Raw genomic sequence first — 21,317 nt, 5'->3', positions numbered from 1 at the left:
CTCAGGGCAGGTACCCGGTGCGCTGGACCGGGCCCACCGGGGCGCTGCGGCGTCCCTGGGCCAGTCGCAGCCCGGCCAGCAGCGCGTTGCGCAGCTGGCGCGGGTCGATCACGTCGTCGTAGGTGACGGTGCTCGCCAGCCGCCACGGACCGGCGGCCTCGTTGTCCACCAGCGCCTGCTGGGTACCGGCGTCCTCCTTGGCGGTGGCACCGCCCACGGCGGCCGGGATCCCGCCGAGCATGGCGTCGGGGAAGGCCAGCGACACGGTCTGGGCGTCGAAGGCGTTCTGCCCCATCACCGAGCTGCCGAACCCGAAGGCCTTGCGCACGGTGACGTGCAGCTTGGGCACCCCGGCCCGGTGCTGCGCGGCGAACATCCGCGCGGCGGCCCGGAGGATGCCGGCCCGCTCGGAGGCGCTGCCCGCCAGCACGCCGGGGTTGTCGGCCAGCTGCACCAGCGGCAGGTGGAACGCGCTGGTGCACTCGATGAAGCGGGCGGCCTTGCTCGCCGCCGCCACGTCCAGGGCGCCGGCCAGCACCAGCGGCTGGTTGGCCACGATGGCCACGGCGGTCCCGCCCAGCCGCGCCAGCGCGGTGATCATGGAGGGCCCGTGCTGGGGCTGCACCTCGAACAGGCTGTCCTCGTCCACCAGCTCGGCCAGCACCGCGTGCATGTCGTAGGGCCGGCGAGGGTTGGGCGGAACCAGGTCGAGCAGCTCCTCCAGCACCCGCTCCCCCACGTCGTCGTTGCCCTCCGCGGGTCCGGCGTCGGGGGTGCGGCTCCAGGCGTTGGTCGGGAAGTACGAGAGGTAGGTGCGGGTCAGCTCGAGGGCCTCCTCGACGTCCGCGGCGACGGCGTGCGCCAGCCCGCTGGCCACGGCGTGCACGGCGGGACCACCGAGCTCCTCCTTGCTGACCTGCTCGCCCAGCGAGGCGGCCACCAGGGGTGGGCCGGCGGTGAACAGCGACGCGTCACCGTCCACCATCACCACGTAGTCCGACATCGGGGCGGCCAGCGCGCCGTGCCCGGCCGACGGGCCGGTGACCACCGCGACGGTGGGCACCAGACCGGCCAGCTCGCTCAGCGCCTGCAGGTCGTTGGGGGCAGGCCGGTGCGGGTGCAGCGCGTTGGTGGCCCGGTGCCCGGCGCCCTCCAGCATCATCACCAGCGGCACCCGCTCCTGCTGGGCCAGCGCGGCGATGCGGGCCCGCTTGGTGGCGGCGGCGGTGCCGATGGACCCGCCGGCGACGGTGAAGTCCTCCGAGCCCACCAGCACCGGGCGCCCGTCCACCAGCCCGGACCCGGCCACGAAGGCGTCGGCCGGCACGGGCTTGTCGGCGGACGCGGTGCCGTCGCCGGCCAGCGCGCCGAGCTCGACGAAGGTGTCGGTGTCCAGCAGGGCCCGCACGCGGGCGCGGGCGTCCACCCGGCCGGTGGCGCGGTAGCGGGCCAGCTTCTCCGGCCCACCCATCACCCGGGCGGCGGCCTGGCGGCGGGCGAGGGTGTCCAGCAGCGGACCCCAGGCCGCGCGGTTCTCCCCCACCGTCACTGGGCGGTGCCGACGGCGGTAGGCAGAGCCTTGCGCATCACCTTGCCGGTGGCGTTGCGGGGCAGCTCCTCGTCGGTGACCAGCCACCGCGCGGGGACCTTGTAGCGGGCGATGCGCTCAGCCACGAACGCGGTGAGCTCCTCGGCGGTGACCGACAGGTCGGGCACCACCACGATGGCGGCCACCTCCTGGCCGAGGTCCTCGCTGGGCGCGCCCACCACGATGCACTCGCGCACGGCGGGGTGCTCGATGATCGCGGCCTCCACCTCGGCCGGGTAGATGTTCTCCCCGCCGCGGATGATGAGGTCCGACCGCCGACTGCTCATCTGCAGCTCCCCGTCGCGCAGCGTGCCCAGGTCGCCGGTACGCATCCAGCCCTGCTCGTCGATGGTCGCGGCGGTGGCCTCGGGGTTGTTCCAGTAGCCGAGCATCACCTGCGGGCCGCGCAGGTAGATCTCGCCCTCGGTGCCGTCGGGCACCGCCTGGCCGAGCGCGTCGCGGACCTCCACCTGCACGGTGACGATGGCGCGGCCCACCGACTCGGGGTTGCGCACCAGGTCGGCGGCGGTGGCCAGGGTGGCGGCGGTGCTGGACTCGGTGAGCCCGTAGGTGGTGCCCAGCGCCTTCCCGGCCACGGGCAGCAGCTCCCGCAGGCCGGCCTTGAGCGCCGGCGAGGACGGGGCGGAGCCGAGCGAGAAGCTCTTCAGCGACGACAGGTCGTAGCCGTCCACGCCGTGCTCGAGCAGCCGGCTGGCCATGGTGGGCACCGCGCCCCACTGGTTGATGCGCTCGCGCTCGATGAGGCCCAGGATGCGGTCGGGGTCGAAGCGGCCGGTGTAGATCACCGCGGCGTCACCGAACGCCAGCCGCGGCACCACCAGGTTGTGCAGCGACATGATGTGGAACAGCGGACCGGTGAGCAGGAACCGACGCGGACCCTGCGGCACGCCCAGCTCGGCGGCCACCGCGTCGTTGATGCGGAAGTAGTCCACGGCGCAGATGAGGTTGCGGTGCGAGTGCGTGGCGCCCTTGGCCCGGCCGGTGGTGCCGCTGGTGTACAGGATCACCGCGGGGTCGTCCTCCACCACCACGCACGGCGGCAGCTCCGCGTCGGGGTGGGCCAGCGACAGCTCGCGCACCGCCTCGATGCTCAGCACCGGGACGTCCACCTCGCCCAGCAGCTCGCGGCGGGGAGCGTCGGCGACCACCAGCGACGGCGTGGAGTGCTCCATCCCGTAGGCGATCTCCCGCGCCGACCACAGCGAGTTCATCCCCACCACGATGGCGCCGAGGGAGGTGGCGGCCCAGAAGGTGATGACCCACTCGGCGTTGTTGGCCGACAGCACGGCCACCCGGTCGCCCTTGCCGATGCCGTGCTCGTCCCGCAGCACCGCGCTGAGGGAGGCCACCCGGCGCAGGTGCTCGGTGTAGGTCAGGCGCAGGTCGTCGCACACCAGGTACTCGCGGTCGCCGTAGCCGGCCGACTCCGTCAACAGCTCGTGCAGGCTGCGGTGACGCTGGGCGAAGACCTGCATCTGGTTGCCGCGCACGTCCTCCTCGATGAGCTCGAAGCGCTGACCGGGAGCGGTCAGGCGGGCCATCGCCTCGGCGCGGGGGTCCGACGCCGTGGTCTGGTCAGTCATCGTGGTTCCTCTCGTGCAGGTCTGCAGTGTCGGTCTAGGAGCTGGAGCAACGAACGGGGCCGAATCAACGAACGGTGAGCTGGCCGCCGTCGACGTTCCAGGACTGTCCGCTCACCCAGGCGGCCTGCTCGCTGGCCAGGAACACCGCGGTGAACGCGACCTCCTGGGCGGTGCCGGCCCGGCCCAGCGGGATGTTGGCCGCCACGTAGGACTGCCAGACGTCCGGAGCCAGGTCGTCGAGCCGGCTGGTGGCGGTGACGCCGGGGCAGATGGCGTTCACCCGGATGCCGTGGCCGCCGAGCTCCTTGGCCATGGACGAGGTGAGCGACTGGATGCCGGCCTTGGACGCGGCGTACGCAGCGGTGGCCGCGCCGCCGGTCTTGCCGCCGATGGAGGAGATGTTGATGATCGCGCCGCCCTCGCCCTGCTCCACCAGGCAGCGGCCGAAGGCGCGGCTGACCAGGAAGGTCCCGCGCAGGTTCACCCGCATCACCGTGTCCCACACCTGGGGGTCCAGCTCGAGCACGGGCACCCGGTCGGCCCCGCGGGCAGCGGCGGCGTTGTTGACCACCACGTCCACCCGGCCGTGCTCGGCGAGCACCTGCTCGACCAGCGCCTGCACCGACGCCTCGTCGGAGACGTCGGTGACCACGGCGGTGGCCTGGCGCCCCAGCGCCCGTACCTCCTCGGCCACGGAGTGGATGTCGCGCCAGCCGGCGGCCTTCTCCTCCTCCGGGTAGTGCTCGGGCGAGCGCCCGGTCCCGGTGACCACCACGTCACAGCCCGCTCGGGCCAGCTCGACGGCCACCGCGCGGCCGATGGAGCGCATCCGGCCGGCCCCGGTCACCACGGCGACCTTGCCGGCCAGACCCGTGAGCTCGAGCGCCACTACCCCGCCACCTCGATGAAGAGTCCGGTGGCCTCGACGCAGCGACGGCCGTCGTGGTCGATCCAGCCGCGCACGGTGAGCTTGCGGCCGTCGTGCTTGACCAGCTCCGCGCCCAGGTTCAGCTCCTGGTCCAGCGGGGTGCGGGCCAGGTAGCGCATGGTCAGCGTGCCGGTGACGGCGCGGCGGCCCTCGCCGCGCACCACCGCGCCCAGCAGCATGTCCATCAGCCACGCGCTGATACCGCCGTGCACCGACTCGGGCGGGCCCTCCAGCAGCGCACCGGCCACCAGCGTGGCGCTGACGCTGCCCTCGCCGTAGGTGATCTCCACCGGCACCGACTGCGGGTTGTAGACGTCCATGGTGGCCTGGTGACCCACCGCGATGCGGCCACGGGGCAGGTCACGGTGCGGGCGGTAGCACCGCTCGCGCTGGCGGGTGCTCAGCAGCGCGGAGGCCTGCTCGAGCAGCCGGGCCGCCTCGGTCATCGTGGCAGCGTCGACGTCGGCGAGCCCAACGTCGGTCATCAGCGCGCGGGTGGTCCCGACCAGCTTGGCGTACGCCGCCGGGTCGAGAGACGTGGCGGAGCCCGCGTGACCCGCGGGTGCGGTCACAGCCGCTCGATCACGGCGCCGGTGGCCAGCGCGCCGCCGGCGCAGATGGCGACCACGCCGAGCTGCTTGTCGCGGCGCTCGAGCTCGTCGATGATCGTGGCGATCAGGCGGATACCGGTGGAGCCCACCGGGTGGCCGAGCGCGATGGCGCCGCCGTTGACGTTGAGCTTGTCCGGGTCGACCCCGTGCACGGAGGCCATGGACATGGGCACCGCGGCGAAAGCCTCGTTCACCTCGAACAGGTCGATGTCGCTGACGCTCATCTTGGCCTTCTCCAGCGCGATGCGGGTGGCCTGGACCGGCCCGTCGAGCAGGAAGCTGGTCTCGCCACCGATGAGGCACTGGCTGCGCAGCCGGGCGCGGGGCGTGAGGCCCAGCGCGGCGGCGCGGTCGGAGTCCATCAGGATGGCGGCGGTGGCGCCGTCGGAGATCTGCGACGCGGTGCCCGCGGTGTGCAGCCCGCCCTCGCGGATCGTCTTGAGCGCACCCAGCGCCTCCAGGCTGGTCTCCCGCAGCCCCTGGTCACGGGCGACCACCTCAGGTGCGCCCTCGGCGGGGTTCGGCACGGTGATCGGGATGATCTGACGGTCCAGGCGGCCCTCGGCCCAGGCGTCGGCGGCGCGCTGCTGGGAGCGCAGGCCGAACTCGTCCAGGTCGGCGCGGGTGAAGCTGCGTCGCTCGGCGATGCGGTCGGCGGCCTCGAACTGGGCGGGCAGGTCCACCTTCCAGCCGGGCGGACGGGGCACGCCGAAGCCCTCGGGGATGTTGGACAGCAGCGGCACCCGCGACATCATCTCCACGCCACAGGCCATGCCCACGTCGATGACGCCCGCGGCGATCTGCGCGGCGATGAGGTGCACCGACTGCTGGGCGGAGCCGCACTGGCAGTCGATGGTGGTGGCCGCGGTCTCCTCCGGGTGGCCGGCGTGCAGCCAGGCGAAGCGCGCGACGTTGGACGCCTGCTCGCCGGCCTGGGTGACGCAGCCACCGATGATCTGCTCGACCTGCGCGGGGTCGACGCCGGTGCGCTCCAGCAGGCCGGTCTGCACCGCGCCGAGCAGCTCCACCGCGTGCATGCTGGACAGCCAGCCGTTGCGACGGCCGTACGGTGATCGGGCGGCATCAACGATGACGGGGAAACCCATGACAACTACTCCTTCAACGGACTCACGAGGTCGACGCCGACTCCGTCGCGTGAGCGGCACACGAGCCAGGTGACCCGACCGTAGGCGGCGACGGTGCGCGACCCGTGCTCACGTCCCACCGACCGAGACCGCGCCGCCTCGCCCCGGCCCCGTCGCCCCGAGGGTCAGAGGCTGGGGCGGTCGGTCACTCCGCCCAGGTCCGGGTAGTTGGACTGCTCCCACCCGCCGTCCACCACCAGTGCGGCGCCGGTGACGTAGGCGGCGTCGGCGCTGGCCAGGTACAGGCAGGGACCGGCGATCTCCTCGGGGGTGCCGGCCCGGCGCTGCGGGATGCGGTCGGTGAAGGCGTCGAGCATGGGCTGGTAGCCCATCACCACGCCCACCAGCGGGGTGTCCACCAGGCCGGGCAGCACGCAGTTGACGCGGATGCCGTGCCGGGCCAGCTCCACGGCCGCGGTCCGGCTGAAGCTCTCCACGCCGGCCTTGCCGGTGTTGTACGGACTGCCGCCGGGCATGGGCACGTGGGCGTTGAGGGAGGCGACGTTGACGATGGCGCCGCCGTTGCCGCAGTCGCGCATGTGCCGCGCCTCGTGCTTGGTGCTGAGAAAGACACCCTTCTGCACCAGGTCCACCGTGAAGTCCCAGTCGGCCTCGTCCAGGTCCACGATGGCACCCATCCGGGCGGCGCCGGCCACGTTGAAGGCCAGGTCGAGCCGACCGTGGGTGCGCACCGCCACCGCCATCGCCTCGGCCACGTCCGCCTCCACGGTGACGTCGGCGACCACCGGGGAGAACGACTCCCCCAGCGTGCCGGCCACCGCGTCCAGCGCATCCTTGGCCACGTCCACGCCGATCACCGTCGCGCCCTCGGCCACCAGCCGGGCGGCGATGGCCCGACCGATCCCCGAGGCGGCTCCGGTGACCACCGCGTTCTTGCCCTGAAAACGTGCGCCCTGCTCCTGCTCAGCCATGTCCTACCTCCACCAACACCTTCATGGCGCGTCCTGCCGACGCGGCCTGGAAACCTTCGGTCACGGCCTCGACCATGGGGACCTGCTGCACCCACCCGTCGAGGTCGTACGCACCCTGCGCCATCAGCGCGATGACCTCGCGGAACTCCTCGGCGGAGTACACCATCGAGCACCGCAGCTGGGCCTCGGAGAACATCAGCGCGTAGGTGTAGAGCTCCACCGGCTGCGGGTAGGTGGCCAGCAGCACCACTCGGCCGCGGGCGCGGACGCTGCTCAGCGCGGTGTCGATGGCCGCCGGGGCACCGGCGCACTCCAGCACCAGGTCAGCACCGGCTCCGTCGCTGCGCTCCAGCACCTCGGCCCGGACGTCGCTGCTGGTCGGGTCCAGCACCTCCAGCCCGAGGGACTCCACCACCGCGCGGCGCTGCGGGGACGGCTCGCTGAGCAGGATGCGCTGCACCCCGGCCACCCGGAGGTTCAGCGCGGCGCAGATGCCGATGGGGCCGCCGCCGAGCACCAGCGCCAGCTCGTCAGGGCGGGGCTCGGCCAGCCGCACGCCGTGCAGGGCCACCGCCAGGGGCTCGACCACCGCGCCCTGGCGCAGGCTCACCGACTCCGGCAGCGGGTGCGCGTTGCGCGCGGGCACCACCGTCAGCTCGGAGAGCCCGCCCCCGTGCGCGGAGAGGCCGTGGAAGGCGATCACCGCGCACAGGTGCGCCAGTCCGTCGCGGCAGCGCGGGCAGGTGCCGCAGGAGTAGTTCGGCTGCACCGCCACCCGATCGCCCACCTGCAGCTGGGTGACCCCGGTGCCGAGCTGTTCCACGGTGCCGGAGAACTCGTGGCCGAGCACCTGCGGCCCGTGCGCCCCGGTGAGCGGGTGCGGCTCCGAGGCGAGGAAGCCCTTGCCCACCACGCTCAGGTCGGAGCCGCAGATGCCGTTGAAGGCCACCCGCACCAGCACCTCGCCGGCGCCGGGCACCGGAGGCTCGAGGTCTTCCAGGCGGAGGTCGTCGGCACCGTGCAGGACGAGCGCCCTCATGTCAGCGTCACGAGAAGCGACACTATGGCGGCCAGCGTTCGGCCACAAGTAGTCCGACTCAGAATATTTCGACTCAGTGCAACCGAGCGTCGGCGTAGACGTTCATGGCGTCGCGGTGGTACTCCGCCAGCCTGGGCGCCACCGCCTCAGCCCGATGTCGTCGTAGTGCCGCAGCGTCCGCGAGCTCACGAATCGGCCGGTCTCTCCGGCCACCAGCGACGCTAGGGGTTGACGCAGCGTCAAGGTCAAGGCCAGTCACTCGCGCGGGGGTGCTTATGATCGCGGTCACAGCCGCGCCTCAGCCGCCGGACCCACCCCTAGCCCAGGATCGTGCCCATGCCCGTTCGTGCCGGCCTGACCGCCACCGACTACGAGCTGGTTCTCGACGTCTCCGCGCACTGCGGGTCGGCGGACACCGTGCCGGAGTTCTCGGAGCGGCTGCTGGAGTCGCTCGCCGCAGCCTTCGGCGCCCGCTACACCACCTTCTTCCGCGGCCACAGCCTGCGCTCGGCGTTCGACGACCACTGCGCGGTGGTGCACGGGGGCGGACGGACCAGCCTGGCGCACTACCACGCGCACTGGCGGTCGGTGGACGTCTTCGCCAGCTCGCCGTCGCTGCAGCACCTCAACCGCAGCGGCGTGGTGTCGCTGCACGAGCTCGCCGACATCAGCCACTCCTTCCGCGACCGGGTGATGGCGCCGCGCGGGCTCACCGGCGCCGCGGCGCTGCGGCTGCCGCTGCCCGCGGGCACGGTCGGGGTGGTCGGGCTGTTCACCGTGGACCAGCCGCGGCTGGGCGTGCGGGACCGCCAGGTGCTGCAGCTGCTGGTGCGCCAGCTCTCCCTGGTCTCGCGCCTGCTGCCCGAGGCCGCTCCGGTGGACGCCCTCGCTGGGCTGCCCCGCCGCGAGGCCGAGGTCGCCCGGCTGGTGGGCGAGGGTCTGGGCAACGCCGACATCGCGCTGCGGCTGGGCCTGGCCGTGGACACGGTGAAGAAGTACGTCAGCCGCGCCCTGACCGCCACCGGCTGTCAGTCCCGCACCGAGCTCGCGGTCCTGCTGCACCGCAGCCGGTAGTGCCCAACCCGCAGGCCTCAGCCGACGCTGACCTGCTCCGCCCGCGGCGGCACCGGCAGCTGGTTGCCGGCCTGCGTCGCCCGCTTGCGCCCGGTCGCGATCTCCTTGACCAGGTCGCGCACGTAGCGACCGAAGTCCACCTGGATGGTGTGCCGCGGGGTGTCGTAGTACTGCTCCAGGCTGGCCTTCTCGTCCTTGCGCATGATCAGCCGCATCTCGTTCACCGAGGGCAGCGCGTACTCGCCCGTGAGGTAGGCAGCCAGGAGCTTGCTCTGCTGCTCGGCGAAGTTGATGATCGTCGGCGACGCCTGGGCCAGGCCCATGAAGAACAGGTTGTCGACGCCCGGCTTCACCATCCGCTTGAACAGCGGGAACCGGTTGTCGGCGTCGGGCTGCAGCGCCGGGTCGGTGAAGAACGGGAACTCCATGTTGTAGCCGGTGGCGCACACCACCACGTCCGCTGTCACCGAGGTGCCGTCGGTGAAGTGCACCGTGTCGCCGTCGAGGCGGGTGATGGCCGGCTTGCAGGTGAGGTCGCCGGAGCCGGCCTTGGCCAGGAAGTCGATGCTCACCGACGGGTGCGCCGAGAGCGGCTCGTGGTCGGGCTTGGGCAGCCCGTAGTCCTCCATGTTGCCCACCGCCTTCTTGATCGCCTTGCGCGACAGGGCCAGCCCCAGCTTGCGCGGCATCCACGGCGGCTTGGCGGCCTTGTCGGCGGGCTTGCCGTTGCGGTACTTGCTCAGCACCCACACCCCGCGGCGGCCGGACACCCACAAGTTCTTGGCGATGGAGCGGTGCGAGAGCTCGGAGGCGATGTCCATCGCCGAGTTGCCCATGCCGACCACCACCACGTTCTTGCCGCGCATCTCCACCGGCTCGAACGGGCTGCGGTAGGCGTGCGAGTGCAGCACCACCCCGTCGAAGGTGCCGGGGTACTCCGGCATCCGCGGGCTCCAGTGGTGCCCGTTGGCGACCACCAGCACGTCGTAGGTGCGCGCCTCACCGGTGTCCAGGGTGACCGTCCAGATGCCGTCGGATCCGCGCTCGGCCCGCTCCACGCTGGTGTTGAAGGTGATGGTCTCGCGCAGGCCGAACGTCGCCACGTAGTCGCGGAAGTACTGGTGCATCAGGGTGTGGTGCGGAAAGTCCGGCCACTCCTCGGGCACCGGGAAGTCCTGGAACTGCAGCCGGTACTTGGAGGTGTCGATGTGCAGGCTCTCGTAGCAGGCGGAGCGGCCGTTGGGGTTGTTGTAGTACCAGGTGCCGCCCACGTCGTCGGAGCTCTCGAAGCAGTCGTAGGGGATGCCGGCATCCTTCAACCGCTTGGCCGTGCTGAACCCGCTAGGACCAGCTCCGATGATGCAGACCTTCGGCAGTGCGCTCATGTGCAGCGACGCTATGGCGTGGATCACGCCGCCACCAGTGCACCAAGGTGGACCCGGGGCGTCCACTGAGCGGGCAGTCGTGCTTGCCGGCACCTCGTCGCCTGCGATCGTCTCCGCCGTGAGCTTTCCCGCGGACAGCCCGATCATCGACACCTTCATCGGCTTCCGGGAGGCCGGGGGCGGCGAGTACGACTTCATCACCGCCCAGACCAAGGACCGGGAGAGCAAGGAGGAGTTCAGCTTCCCTGCCCAGTACATGTTCACGGACGTCCCGCACGACCTGCCCACCGACGACCCGGTGTCGGTGACGCTGCGGGAGATGGACGCCCACGGCATCAGCATCGGCATGGTGAGCGTGTCCACCGCCTCGGGGCGCCGGGCCGTGGCCACGCACCCCGACCGGTTCGTGCCGCTGGGCAGCGCGGTGGACCCGCACGACATCATGGGCACCCTGGCTCGGATGCGGCGGGAGCACGAGCAGTTCGGTATCCGCTCGGTCAGCTCCTTCGCCGCGGGCACCTTCCCGCAGGTGGCGCTGAACGCCCCGCAGATGTACCCGATCTACGCCACGTGCGTGGAGCTGGGCATCCCGATCTTCGCCTGCGTCGGCGTGCCCGGCCCGCGAGTGCGGATGGCCCCGCAGCACGTCGAGCTGATCGACGACGTGATGTTCGACTTCCCCGACCTGGTCTTCGTCACCCGCCACGGCGGCGAGCCCTGGCAGGACCTGCTGGTCAAGCTCCTGCTCAAGTGGCCCAACCTCTACTTCTCCACGTCGGCCTTCGCGCCCAGGCACTACCCGCAGGCCATCGTGGACTACGCGAACACCCGCGGCGCCGACAAGATCCTCTACGCCGGCTACTTCCCGGCCGGGCTGTCCCTGGAGCGCATCGCCGCCGAGCTGCCGGGCGTCGGCTTCCGCGACGAGGTGTGGCCGAAGTTCTTGCACCTCAACGCCCGGAAGGTGCTGAAGCTCGACGCCTGAGCCGCTGGGTGCGGCCCGGGCACCCTGGTCGACCCCCACCGCCACCGTGTGGTGAGGTTCAGGCGAGATCACGCCCGAGCTGACCGACCTGCGACGACCCGAGGAGTCCCGTGCCCCCCATCGACGAGGTCCTCAAGGTCGACCAGCTCGCCGAGGACGTGTTCCAGGGCAAGTCCTTCGACACCAGCATGCAGCGCACCTTCGGCGGCCAGGTGGCGGCCCAGTCGCTGGTGGCGGCGGTGCGGACGGTGCGCGAGGACGTGCGGGTGCACTCCTTGCACGGCTACTTCCTGCGGCCGGGCGACCCCGACGCCCCCACCGAGCTGCACGTCGACCGGGTGCGGGACGGGCGGTCGTTCCTCACCCGCCGGGTCACCGCCATCCAGCACGACAAGGCCATCTTCTCCATGTCGGCGTCCTTCCACGCCCACGACGACGGCCCCGAGCACCAGGACGACATGCCGCGGGTGCCCGGACCGGACAACCTCTCCGCGCTGGGCGGGGTGAACGAGGCGATCAACGACTGGTTCCGCCAGGAGTGGCCGGACTGGGACATCCGCATCGTGCCCGCGGTGGACATGTCCACCAGCCGCGGCCTGGCCGCGCAGCAGCGGGTGTGGATCCGCTACCGCCACCAGCTGCCTCCCGACCCGGTGTTCCACGTGTGCGTGCTGGCGTACATGAGCGACATGACGCTGCTGGGCTCCGCCCGGGTGCCGCACCCCGACGCCCACACCCAGGGTGCGTCGCTGGACCACGCGCTGTGGTTCCTGCGCCCGTTCCGGGCCGACGAGTGGCTGCTCTACGACCAGACCTCGCCGTCGGCGGGCTTCGGGCGCGCGCTCACCCAGGGCCGCATCTTCGACCAGGCCGGCAACATGGTGGCGGCCGTGGTGCAGGAAGGGCTCATGCGCTACGCGCGCTAGCGCCTCTTGGGGGGCGTTCAGGGCCCTGATCGCCCTCCAGGGGCTTCCCTGGGGGCGACAAGGGCCCTGAACGCCGTAGCGGAGCGGCTAGTACGAGCGCGGCAGTCCCAGGGTGTGGGTGCTGACGTAGTTGAGGATCATCTCCCGGCTCACCGGGGCGATCCGCATCACCCGCGAGGCGCCGAGCAGCGCGCCCAGCCCGTACTCCGCGGCCAGGCCGTTGCCGCCGTGCACCTGCACCGCCTGGTCGATCACCGCGCACGCGGCCTCGGCGGCGGCGTACTTGGCCATGTTCGCCGCCTCGCCCGCGCCCTTGGCCCCGGCGGTGTACATCGCGGCGGCCTTCTGCGTCATCACCCGGGCGAGCTCGAGGGAGATGGCGGCGTGGGCCAGCGGGTGGGCGATGCCCTGGTGCGCCCCGATCGGCGTGCCCCACACGTTGCGGGTGCGGGCGTAGTCGGTGGCCTTGTCCAGCGCGAAGCGTCCCAGCCCGGTGGCGAAGGACGCGGCCATGATCCGCTCCGGGTTCAGCCCGGCGAAGATCTGGCTGAGTCCCGCGTCGGGGTCGCCCACGATGGCGTCGGCCGGCAGCCGCACGTCGTCGAAGAACAGGGTGAACTGCTTCTCCGGCGAGACGATGTCCATCTCGATCATCTGCGCGGTGAGGCCCGGGACGTCGGTGGGCACGATGAACACCGAGGGCAGCCCGCGGTTGCCGGCGGCGTCGGTGTGCCGGGCCACCACCAGCACGTGCGAGGCCTCGTCCACCCCGGAGATGTAGTACTTGCCGCCGTTGAGGATCCAGTCGTCGCCGTCGCGGCGCACCGCGGTGCTCAGCTCGTGGCTGTTGGACCCGGCGTCGGGCTCGGTGATGCCGAAGGCCATCTTGGTGCTGCCGTCGGCAAAGCCGGGCAGCCAGTGCTGGCGCTGCTCCTCGGTGCCGAACTTCTCGATGATGGTGCCGCAGATGGCCGGCGAGACCACCATGAGCAGCATGGGTGAGCCCTGCGCGGCGAGCTCCTCGCACACTGCGGCCAGGTCACCGATGTCACCGCCACCGCCGCCGTAGGCCTCGCCGATGGCCACCCCGAGGTAGCCCAGCTGACCGGCGCGGTCCCACAGCTCGGTGGTCTTGCGGCCGTTGCGGGCGCAGTCCTGCAGGTAGTCCCCGCCGAACTCCGCGCCCAGCGCGGCCACGGCCTTGCGCAGCTCCTGGCGCTCGGCCGACTCGGTGAACGCCGTGGCGGCGCCGGCGCTCACTGCCAGCTCCACAGCTTGGCCGCAAGGTCCACCATGATCTCGCGGGCTCCGCCGCCGATGGGCAAGATGCGCACGTCCCGGTAGTGCCGTTCCACTTCAGACTCCCTCATGTAGCCCATCCCGCCGTGCAGCTGCACGGCTTCGTTGACGACGTAGTCGGCGGCGTCGCAGGCCATGTTCTTGGCGACGCACACCGCGGCGATGTCGGTCTCCCCCGCCGCGACCCGCGTGGCGAGGTCGCGGGTGTAGGTGCGGGCCAGCTCGATGCGCGAGCGCATCTCCACCAGCTTGTGCTGCACCACCTGGCGCCTGATCAGCGGCTTGCCGAAGGTCTCCCGGTCGCGCGCCCACTGCAGGGTCAGGTCCAGGCAGCGCTGCGCGGTGGCGTAGGCCTGCACGGCGATGGAGATGCGCTCGTGCTGGAACTGCATGGCGATCTGCAGGAACCCCTGGTTCTCCTCGCCCACCAGGTTGGCGGCGGGCACGCGGACGTCGTCGAAGGACAGCTCGCCGGTGTCCGAGCACAGCCAGCCCATCTTCTCCAGCCGCCGGGTGACGGTGAAGCCGGGGGTGTCGGTCGGAATCACCAGCAGGCTGACGCCACCGGCGCCCTTGCCGCCGGTGCGCACCGCGGTAGTGATGAAGTCGGCGCGGGTGCCGGAGGTGATGTAGGTCTTGGCACCGTTGACGATGTAGTCGTCGCCGTCGCGCTTGGCGGTGGTGAGCAGGTTGGCCACGTCGGAGCCGCCGCTGGGCTCGGTGATGCCCAGCGCGCCGATCATCTCCCCGGCCAGGGTGGGCCGCACGAAGCGGTCGACGAGGTCGGGGTTGCCGGCGGCGACGATGTGCGGCAGCGCGATGCCGTGGGTGAACAACCCGGCTGCGAGGCCCGAGCTGCCACCGGCCTGGATGAGCTCCTCGTTGAGGATGACCGCGTCGAGGAGGTCACCGCCGGAGCCGCCGACGGCCTCGTCGAAGGCCAGGCCCATCAGGCCCTGCGCCGCCGCCTTCCTGTGCAGCTCGCGCGGCAGCTCACCGGCACGCTCCCAGTCGTCCAGGTGCGGCAGGACCTCCCGCTGCACGAAGGTGCGGATGGTGGCCCGGAGCTCGGTGCGCTCGGGGGTCTCGAACAGGTCGTTGACGCTCACGGTCGGAGTGTCTCCTCGGGGTGTGGGCCGGTCGGGGGCAAGCACGGACGGGAGTCAGGAGCTGGGGACGGTGGCGGGCGCGCGTCCGGGGCCGGGTGGCCCGGCGAAGGCCTGGGCGATGCGCAGCCACTCCTCGGCTCCGGCGCCGGTGGTGCGCAGGGCGAGGTCGTCGAGGTGGCGGCGCTGGGTGACCCGCAGGCAGAAGTCCTCGGCCGGGCCCTGCACCACGTCGGTGTCGGACTCGCCCCAGCACCACAGCTCACCGTCCGGCGCAGTCAGCTCCACCCGCACGTCGCCGGTGGGCGGGGTCAGGCCGTTGACCAGGTAGGCGAAGCCGCGGGTGCGCACGCCGATGTGGCAGATGTGGCGCAACCGTGCGGTGGGCACCCGCCGCTGACCCAGGGCGTCGGCGACGTCCTGGCCGTGCGCCCAGGTCTCCATCAGGCGCGCGGTGGCCATCGAGGTGGGGCTCATGGGTGGTCCGAACCAGGGCAGCTTCTCCCCCGGCGTGGCGGCGGCCAGCGCCGCCAGCAGCTGCGCCCGCCCCTGGCGCCACCGCTGGAGGAGCTCCGGCGGTGGCTGCGTGGCGTCGCGCTCGGCGACGGCGTCCACAAAGCCCATGGGGTCGGCCGCGGCGCCGGTGAGCACCTCGGTGAAGCCGTCGAGGTCGGTGGCCGCCAGCACCGCCACCTGGTCGGTCCACGCCAGGTGCGCCACCTGGTGGGCCACGGTCCACCCGGCGGCCGGAGTCCCCCGCGCCCAGTCGGAGTCGGGCAGGTCGGCCACCCGGGCGTCGAGGTCGTCGTTCTCCTCGGCGAGGTCGGTCAGCAGCTGGTCCAGGGCACTCACGTCTTGCCTCCGAGCTGGTCGTCGAGCTGCCCGGCCCACTGCCGGACGATCTTGGCGCGCCGCACGCTGTCGTCGGCGAGCTGGTTGGCCAGGGCGAGCCCGCGGGCCAGGTCGAGGGTGGCCTGCACGGACTCCCGCACGCCGGGCACCGACTCGTCAGCGCCCAGCAGCTCCACCGCCATCCGGTGACACTCACGGCCGAGCTTGGCCTGCAGGCGCAGCACCATCGGCGTGAGCTCGGCGTCGGTGCGGGCGGCCACCCACAGCTCGAGCGCAGCGGCGAACACCGGGCTGATGAAGAAGTCCACGATCAGCTGGACCACCGCCTCGGTGCGCACGGCGGAGCGGGAGCTGGACAGCACCGTGGCGCTCGCCCGGAACTCCTGCACGCCGCGGGAGCCGACGTGCTCCACGGCGGCGGCCACCAGGGCGCCGCGGCTGGCGAAGTGGTGCAGCTGCGCTCCGCGGGAGACCCCAGCACGCTGGGAGACCAGGGCCGTGGTGGTTCCTGCCCAGCCGTGCTCGGCCAGGCACTCCACCACCGCGTTCATCAGCTTCAGCCGGGTCTCCCGGCTGCGCTCGCCCTGGGTCTGCCGACCCGCCGGGGCGGTGACGCTGGGCGTCACCGCCGGTGTGGTCATGGTCACCAGTGTGCGGGGTCAACGAACAAACAGTCAAGTCTGCTTGTTTGTTCTTCTCCTTGGTTGTTCCTCGGGAGCGGCGGGGGTCGAGGTGCGACAGCGGGCCCGGACGGAAGGATCCGTCCGGGCCCGCTGTCAGTGTCGGTGCTGGTGCGTCGGCGTCGGTGCTGGTGCCGCGGGAAGGTCAGGCCAGGGAGAGGAAGAGCTTCTCCAGGTCTGCCTCGGTCATCGGCTGCTGCTCGGCACTGTCCCCGTTGAGGCACTCGCGCAGGCCGGAGGCCACGATCTTGAACCCGGCCCGGTCGAGGGCCTTGGACACCGCCGCGAGCTGGGTGACGACGTCCTTGCAGTCCCGGCCGTCCTCGATCATCGAGATCACCCCGGCCAGCTGGCCGTGCGCACGTCGCAGCCGGTTGAGCACCAGGTTGATGCTCTCCTCGTCACCTGTCATCAGACTTCCCTTCCGTGAACCGTCCACCGACGATACGCCGATACCACCGGGGGCATCGTCGGTGGTGAAGGGAAGCTGGTGCGGGGGCCGCTCGCGGACTGCCCAGCGCGGGTCTAGCTGATGAACCGCCAGGTGAACGGGTACCGGTAGTCCTGACCCTTGCTGGCCGCGACGCCGGCCAGCACGCTGAAGACGACATCGGCGACGTAGAGCAGCGGCAGCAGCAGGAAGCCGATGAGCAGGACCATCAACAGCGCGGAGATGACGTAGGCGATCACCAGGGTGATCTGGAAGTTCAGTGCTTCCACCGCGTTCCTGCGGGTGTACGGCGACTCGTTGCCCTTGATCAGCATCACCAGCAGCGGGCCGAGGAAGCCGAGCACGATCCCGCTGAGGTGCGCCAGCAGGCTCCAGGTGGTCTCGTCCGGCGAGAGCTGGCGGCCGGCCACGTCGGAGTACGGGCGCGGAGCGACGCCGGGTTGGCCCTGCTGCCCGTACCCCGGCTGGCCGTACCCCGACGGCGGGTAGCCCGGCTCGCCGTAGCGCTGGGCGCCGGGCGGAGGACCGGGTTGGGACGGGCCCGGCGGCGGACCGGGCGGCGGACCCGGCTGCTTCGGTCCCGGCTGCTTCGGACCCGGCTGCGTCGGCCCCGGCTGCGACGGACCGGGTTGGGCCGGGCCCGGTTGGGCCGGGCCCGGTTCGGCTGGCCCCGAGAGAGGTTCCCCGGGCTCGGCCGGTGCCGACCCCTGGGCTGGGCGGTCATCAGACGGCTCAGACGGAAATGGCTGCGTCATGACCACACACTAGGACGTCACAGTGACCGGGAACAGGTACTCGCGCCTGCCTAACTAGGCAGCCGAACAAGTCCCCTGCCAGGGCCGGAGCCGGCCGGCTCAGCCCAGCGCGGCCTGCACCGCCGCGAGCACCTCGGCCGCCGGGACCTCCGCCTGGGAGCCCGTGCTGAGGTCCTTCACGCCCACCCGTCCCGCCTCCAGGTCGCGGTCCCCCACCACCAGCGCGAGCCGGGCACCGGAGCGGTCGGCCGCCTTCATCGCGCCCTTCATCCCGCGCCCGCCGTAGGACATGTCGGCCCGGATGCCCGCCGCGCGCAGGGTGGCCACCAGCTGCACCACCGCGTCCTTGGCCGCCTCGCCCAGGGCAACTCCGAACACCTCGCACCGGGCGACGTCGCCCACGGTGACTCCCTCGGCCTGCAGTGCCAGCAGGGTGCGGTCCACCCCCAGTCCGAAGCCGATGCCGGACAACGCCTGGCCGCCCAGCTGGGCCATCAGGCCGTCGTAGCGCCCTCCCCCGCCGATCCCCGACTGGGCGCCCAGCCCGTCGTGCACGAACTCGAAGGTGGTCTTGGTGTAGTAGTCCAGCCCGCGGACCATCCGGGGGTTGATCACGTAGGGCACTCCGAGAGCGTCGAGGTGGCGACGCACGGCGGCGAAGTGCTCGGCAGTCTCGGCGGAGAGGTGGTCGAGCATGAGCGGGGCGTCGGCGGTCAGCTCGCGGACCTCCGGACGCTTGTCGTCGAGCACTCGCAGCGGGTTGATCTCCGCCCGAGCCCGCGTGACCTCGTCCAGGGGCAGCGAGAACAGGAACTCCCGCAGCAGCTCGCGGTACTGCGGCCGGCAGGTGTCGTCGCCCAGCGAGGTGACCTCCAGGCGGAAGCCGGTGAGGCCGAGGCCCCGGAACCCAGCGTCGGCGATGGCGATGACTTCAGCGTCCAGCGCAGGGTCGTCCACGCCGATGGCCTCCACGCCGACCTGCTGGAGCTGGCGGTACCGACCGGCCTGCGGGCGCTCGTAGCGGAAGAACGGGCCGGAGTAGCTGAGCTTGGTGGGCAGCTGGCCGCGGTCCAGGCTGTGCTCGATGACCGCCCGCATCACGCCGGCGGTGCCCTCCGGGCGCAGCGTGACCGAGCGGCCGCCGCGGTCGTCGAAGGAGTACATCTCCTTGCTCACCACGTCGGTGGACTCGCCGACGCCGCGGGCGAAGAGCGCGGTGTCCTCGAAGATCGGCAGCTCGATGTGGCCGTAGCCGGCGAGCCGCGCCGGACGAGTGAGGCCCTCGCGCACGGCGAGGAACGCCGAGGAGTCAGCCGCGCCAGCGCCGGGGTAGTAGTCGGGAACGCCCTTGGGGGCGGAGAAGGTGGCCACGTCACATGCCCTTGCGAGGAGGCTGCTGGAGACCCAGCAGGTAGGGGTTGCTGGCGCGCTCGCGCCCGATGGTGGTGGTGGGGCCGTGCCCGGGCAGCACGACGGTGGAGTCGTCCAGCGGCAGCAGCTTCTTCTGCAGCGACTCGAGCATCGTCGCGTGGTCGCCACCGGGCAGGTCGGTGCGCCCGATGGAGCCGGCGAAGAGCGTGTCGCCGGCCAGTAGCACCTGGGTGGGTCCGTCCTCGGTGTCCACCGTGGAGCGGAACACCACCGACCCGCGGGTGTGGCCCGGGGTGTGGTCGACCGTCATCGTCACGCCGGCGAGGTCGAGCCCGTCACCGTCGCCGAGGGCGCGCACCTCGCGGGGCTCGCGGAAGACGAGGTCACCGAGCATCGCCTGCATCTGCGGGCTGACGCCCTTGCCGGGGTCGGCCAGCATCTCCTCGTCCAGCGGGTGGATGTAGGCGGGGATGTCGTTGCCGTCGCACACGGGAAACACCGACCAGGTGTGGTCGAGGTGTCCATGCGTGAGCAGGACGGCTGCGGGAGTCAGCCGGTGCCGAGCCAGCAGCGCCGTGAGTGGCTCGACTGCGTCCTGGCCGGGGTCGACCACGACGCAGGGGCCGCCCTCCTCGGGAGCGATCACGTAGCAGTTGGTCTGGAACGACCCGGCGGGAAACCCGGCGACAAGCACGGTGAGGGCTCCTGGTGTGGAGACGGCGGTGGACTCGGTCAGCCTATCGGCGCCGCCCCTCACGCTCCCGACACCCGGGGGCTGGCACACTCGGTGGGTCTGACCCTCGCCCCGCCCGGACCGTTCTGGGCGCCCACGACCTGGAGGACCACCCGGTGCCGACCAACGAGCAGCGACGCCAAGCCGCCAAGCGCAAGCTCGAGCGCCAGCTGGAGCGGCGGGCGGTCCGGGCCAAGCGGCGCCGCCAGCTGACCGTGGCGTTCACCGCCATCGGCGTGGTGCTGGCCATCGGCGTGGTGGCCCTCGTGGTGGTGCTCACCCGCGGCGGCGAGGACGACAACACCACTGCTGCCCCGCCCACCACCGAGGAGGCGCCGGCCGAGGGTGCGCCGCTGCCCGCCGCCCGCAGCGCGGCTCTGCCTGCCACTGTGGACTGCAGCTACCCCGCCTCCGGCGAGGCGTCCAAGCCGAACACCCCGCCGCAGAGCACCGGGGTGTCCACCCAGGGGGTGGCCGCGGTGAAGATGGCCACCACCCAGGGTGACCTCGGGCTGTCGCTGGACCGGGCCCTGTCTCCGTGCACGGTGAACAGCTTCGTCAGCCTGGCCAACCAGCAGTACTTCAACGACACCCCGTGCCACCGCCTGGTGACCTCCGGCATCTACGTCCTGCAGTGCGGCGACCCCACCGGGCAGGGCACCGGCGGCCCGGGCTACGGCTTCGGCAACGAGTTCCCCACCGACCAGTACGCCGCGGACGACGCCGCTGCCCAGGCGGCCGCGATCTACCCGCGCGGCACGATCGCGATGGCCAACAGCGGTCAGCCCAACAGCAACGGCAGCCAGTTCTTCCTGCTCTACAAGGACTCCCCGCTGCCGCCGCAGTACACCGTCTTCGGCACCGTGGACGAACCCGGCCTGGCCGTGCTGGAGAAGATCGCGGCCGGTGGTGACGACGGCTCCATCAGCGCCGGCGGCGGGGCGCCCGCCACTCCCGTCACCATCACCTCGATGACGGTGCAGGCATGAGGCGGGCCACCGCGCTCGCGGCGGTCGCACTGGCCGCGGCGCTGAGCCTCGCAGGCTGCAGCAGCGACTCCGACGACGGCGCTGCTCCCGCATCACTGCCGGTGTCCACCACCGGCGCACCGAGCACGTCCCCCACCAGCGCGCCGCTGGCCGGCCAGTTCGCCCGGCCCACCCCGCTCCCGCCGACGGTCACCTGCGCCTACCCGCCGTCCGCGCAAGCGGTGCGGCCGGTGAGCCCCCCGCCGACCGCCAACATCTCCACCCAGGGGATCGCGACCGTCACCCTGGACACGTCCGTCGGTGACATCGGGCTGAACCTCGACCGGGCGCTCGCACCGTGCACGGTCAACAGCATGGTGAGCCTGTCGACGCAGGGCTACTTCGACGACACCCCGTGCCACCGCCTGGTGACCTCCGGCATCTACGTCCTGCAGTGCGGCGACCCGACCGGCAAGGGCAACGGTGGTCCCGGGTACGTCTACGCCAACGAGTACCCGACCGACCTGTACCAGGCGAATGATCCCGCGCTGTCCACGTCGGTGAACTACCCCCGCGGCACCGTCGCCATGGCCAACACCGGCAAGCCGTCCAGCAACGGCAGCCAGTTCTTCCTGGTGTACCAGGACTCGCCGCTGCCGCCGACCTACACAGTGGTGGGCTCCATCAGCGAGGCCGGGCTGGCCACCCTCGACAAGGTGGCGGCGGGCGGCGACGACGGCTCCATCAGTGCTGGCGGCGGCGCACCCAAGACCGCGGTCACCATCGAGAAGGCCACGGCCAGCTAGCTCTGGTGTTCTCGAACGGGCCGCTCCTTGCCGGGGGCGGCCCGTTCGCTGTCGGTGCTGGTCACAGGGCCGAAAATGT

21 protein-coding genes are annotated in these 21,317 nt (G+C 72.0%); 5 read left to right on the top strand and 16 right to left on the bottom strand.

All coding sequences use genetic code 11. The features are described from left to right. Nucleotide 1: 1 nt before the first annotated feature. The 7 genes from AC3YO9_RS09810 to AC3YO9_RS09780 all read right to left on the bottom strand — a co-directional run bounded on the left by AC3YO9_RS09810 (nt 2) and on the right by AC3YO9_RS09780 (nt 7,847). On the bottom strand, nt 2-1,549 hold the full coding sequence (locus tag AC3YO9_RS09810) for an acyl-CoA carboxylase subunit beta (RefSeq protein WP_489983004.1): 1,548 nt from the start codon (nt 1,547-1,549) through the stop codon (nt 2-4). Continuing rightward, nucleotides 1,546-3,192 (bottom strand): steroid-24-oyl-CoA synthetase, encoded by a 1,647-nt coding sequence (gene casG / locus AC3YO9_RS09805; protein WP_489983003.1) that lies wholly within the window; start codon nt 3,190-3,192, stop codon nt 1,546-1,548. Before casG ends, AC3YO9_RS09810 begins: the two co-directional genes overlap by 4 nt. Before the next feature lie 64 nt (nt 3,193-3,256). After that, nucleotides 3,257-4,081 (bottom strand): SDR family NAD(P)-dependent oxidoreductase, encoded by an 825-nt coding sequence (locus AC3YO9_RS09800; protein WP_127783190.1) that lies wholly within the window; start codon nt 4,079-4,081, stop codon nt 3,257-3,259. After that, nucleotides 4,081-4,692: a PaaI family thioesterase gene (locus tag AC3YO9_RS09795; protein WP_489983002.1), complete on the bottom strand. Its 612-nt coding sequence runs from the start codon at nt 4,690-4,692 to the stop codon at nt 4,081-4,083. Before AC3YO9_RS09795 ends, AC3YO9_RS09800 begins: the two co-directional genes overlap by 1 nt. Then, complete coding sequence (locus AC3YO9_RS09790; protein WP_489983001.1) at nt 4,689-5,837, bottom strand: steroid 3-ketoacyl-CoA thiolase; 1,149 nt, start codon at nt 5,835-5,837, stop codon at nt 4,689-4,691. Before AC3YO9_RS09790 ends, AC3YO9_RS09795 begins: the two co-directional genes overlap by 4 nt. 164 nt (nt 5,838-6,001) lie before the next feature. After that, on the bottom strand, nt 6,002-6,808 hold the full coding sequence (locus AC3YO9_RS09785; protein WP_127783193.1) for an SDR family NAD(P)-dependent oxidoreductase: 807 nt from the start codon (nt 6,806-6,808) through the stop codon (nt 6,002-6,004). Then, nucleotides 6,801-7,847 (bottom strand): 2,3-butanediol dehydrogenase, encoded by a 1,047-nt coding sequence (locus AC3YO9_RS09780; protein ID WP_489983000.1) that lies wholly within the window; start codon nt 7,845-7,847, stop codon nt 6,801-6,803. Before AC3YO9_RS09780 ends, AC3YO9_RS09785 begins: the two co-directional genes overlap by 8 nt. A 336-nt stretch (nt 7,848-8,183) precedes the next feature. Here AC3YO9_RS09780 and AC3YO9_RS09775 point away from each other — a divergent pair, with 336 nt between their 5' ends. After that, a complete protein-coding gene (locus AC3YO9_RS09775) occupies nt 8,184-8,921 on the top strand; it encodes a helix-turn-helix transcriptional regulator (RefSeq protein ID WP_489982999.1) in 738 nt (245 codons plus the stop codon). 17 nt (nt 8,922-8,938) lie between these two features. Here the strand turns inward: AC3YO9_RS09775 and AC3YO9_RS09770 are convergent, their stop codons facing one another. Beyond that, nucleotides 8,939-10,306 (bottom strand): flavin-containing monooxygenase, encoded by a 1,368-nt coding sequence (locus AC3YO9_RS09770; RefSeq protein ID WP_489982998.1) that lies wholly within the window; start codon nt 10,304-10,306, stop codon nt 8,939-8,941. Nucleotides 10,307-10,424: 118 nt separating this feature from the next. Here AC3YO9_RS09770 and AC3YO9_RS09765 point away from each other — a divergent pair, with 118 nt between their 5' ends. Both AC3YO9_RS09765 and AC3YO9_RS09760 read left to right on the top strand, forming a co-directional pair. Next, nucleotides 10,425-11,291, top strand: coding sequence for an amidohydrolase family protein (locus AC3YO9_RS09765; protein WP_489982997.1), 867 nt, complete (start codon nt 10,425-10,427; stop codon nt 11,289-11,291). Nucleotides 11,292-11,401: 110 nt separating this feature from the next. After that, nucleotides 11,402-12,217 (top strand): acyl-CoA thioesterase, encoded by an 816-nt coding sequence (locus AC3YO9_RS09760; RefSeq protein WP_489982996.1) that lies wholly within the window; start codon nt 11,402-11,404, stop codon nt 12,215-12,217. An 87-nt stretch (nt 12,218-12,304) separates the two neighbouring features. Here the strand turns inward: AC3YO9_RS09760 and AC3YO9_RS09755 are convergent, their stop codons facing one another. The 8 genes from AC3YO9_RS09755 to AC3YO9_RS09720 form a co-directional block, all read right to left on the bottom strand. Next, nucleotides 12,305-13,477 carry an acyl-CoA dehydrogenase family protein gene (locus AC3YO9_RS09755; RefSeq protein WP_489982995.1) on the bottom strand — a complete coding sequence of 391 codons (1,173 nt, stop codon included), beginning with the start codon at nt 13,475-13,477 and terminating at the stop codon, nt 12,305-12,307. Beyond that, the gene (locus AC3YO9_RS09750; protein ID WP_127783200.1) at nt 13,474-14,625 is read right to left on the bottom strand and encodes an acyl-CoA dehydrogenase family protein; all 1,152 of its coding nucleotides are present in this window, start codon (nt 14,623-14,625) and stop codon (nt 13,474-13,476) included. Before AC3YO9_RS09750 ends, AC3YO9_RS09755 begins: the two co-directional genes overlap by 4 nt. Before the next feature lie 54 nt (nt 14,626-14,679). Continuing rightward, complete coding sequence (locus AC3YO9_RS09745) at nt 14,680-15,474, bottom strand: TIGR03084 family metal-binding protein (protein WP_489982994.1); 795 nt, start codon at nt 15,472-15,474, stop codon at nt 14,680-14,682. Next, a complete protein-coding gene (locus AC3YO9_RS09740; protein WP_127783202.1) occupies nt 15,471-16,115 on the bottom strand; it encodes a TetR/AcrR family transcriptional regulator in 645 nt (214 codons plus the stop codon). The genes AC3YO9_RS09745 and AC3YO9_RS09740 overlap by 4 nt, the downstream gene beginning before the upstream one ends. A 184-nt stretch (nt 16,116-16,299) precedes the next feature. Further along, nucleotides 16,300-16,566, bottom strand: coding sequence for a metal-sensitive transcriptional regulator (locus AC3YO9_RS09735; protein ID WP_127783203.1), 267 nt, complete (start codon nt 16,564-16,566; stop codon nt 16,300-16,302). 113 nt (nt 16,567-16,679) lie between these two features. Beyond that, nucleotides 16,680-17,015, bottom strand: a complete 336-nt coding sequence (locus tag AC3YO9_RS09730; RefSeq protein WP_206517985.1) for a DUF4870 domain-containing protein — start codon at nt 17,013-17,015, stop codon at nt 16,680-16,682. Between the two features lie 444 nt (nt 17,016-17,459). Continuing rightward, nucleotides 17,460-18,731, bottom strand: a complete 1,272-nt coding sequence (hisS, locus tag AC3YO9_RS09725) for a histidine--tRNA ligase (RefSeq protein WP_489982993.1) — start codon at nt 18,729-18,731, stop codon at nt 17,460-17,462. Between the two features lies 1 nt (nt 18,732). Beyond that, nucleotides 18,733-19,425 (bottom strand): MBL fold metallo-hydrolase, encoded by a 693-nt coding sequence (locus tag AC3YO9_RS09720; RefSeq protein WP_489982992.1) that lies wholly within the window; start codon nt 19,423-19,425, stop codon nt 18,733-18,735. A gap of 155 nt (nt 19,426-19,580) precedes the next feature. Between AC3YO9_RS09720 and AC3YO9_RS09715 the strand changes: the two genes are divergently transcribed. Beyond that, nucleotides 19,581-20,453 (top strand): peptidylprolyl isomerase, encoded by an 873-nt coding sequence (locus tag AC3YO9_RS09715; RefSeq protein WP_489982991.1) that lies wholly within the window; start codon nt 19,581-19,583, stop codon nt 20,451-20,453. Next, on the top strand, nt 20,450-21,238 hold the full coding sequence (locus tag AC3YO9_RS09710) for a peptidylprolyl isomerase (protein WP_489982990.1): 789 nt from the start codon (nt 20,450-20,452) through the stop codon (nt 21,236-21,238). The genes AC3YO9_RS09715 and AC3YO9_RS09710 overlap by 4 nt, the downstream gene beginning before the upstream one ends. The last annotated feature ends 79 nt before the right edge of the window (nt 21,239-21,317 follow it).

Source organism: Rhodococcus sp. Z6_132 (genome assembly GCF_058133635.1).
The sequence above is the reverse complement of the archived record's forward strand: the minus strand, read 5'-3'. Positions and strand labels throughout refer to the sequence as shown.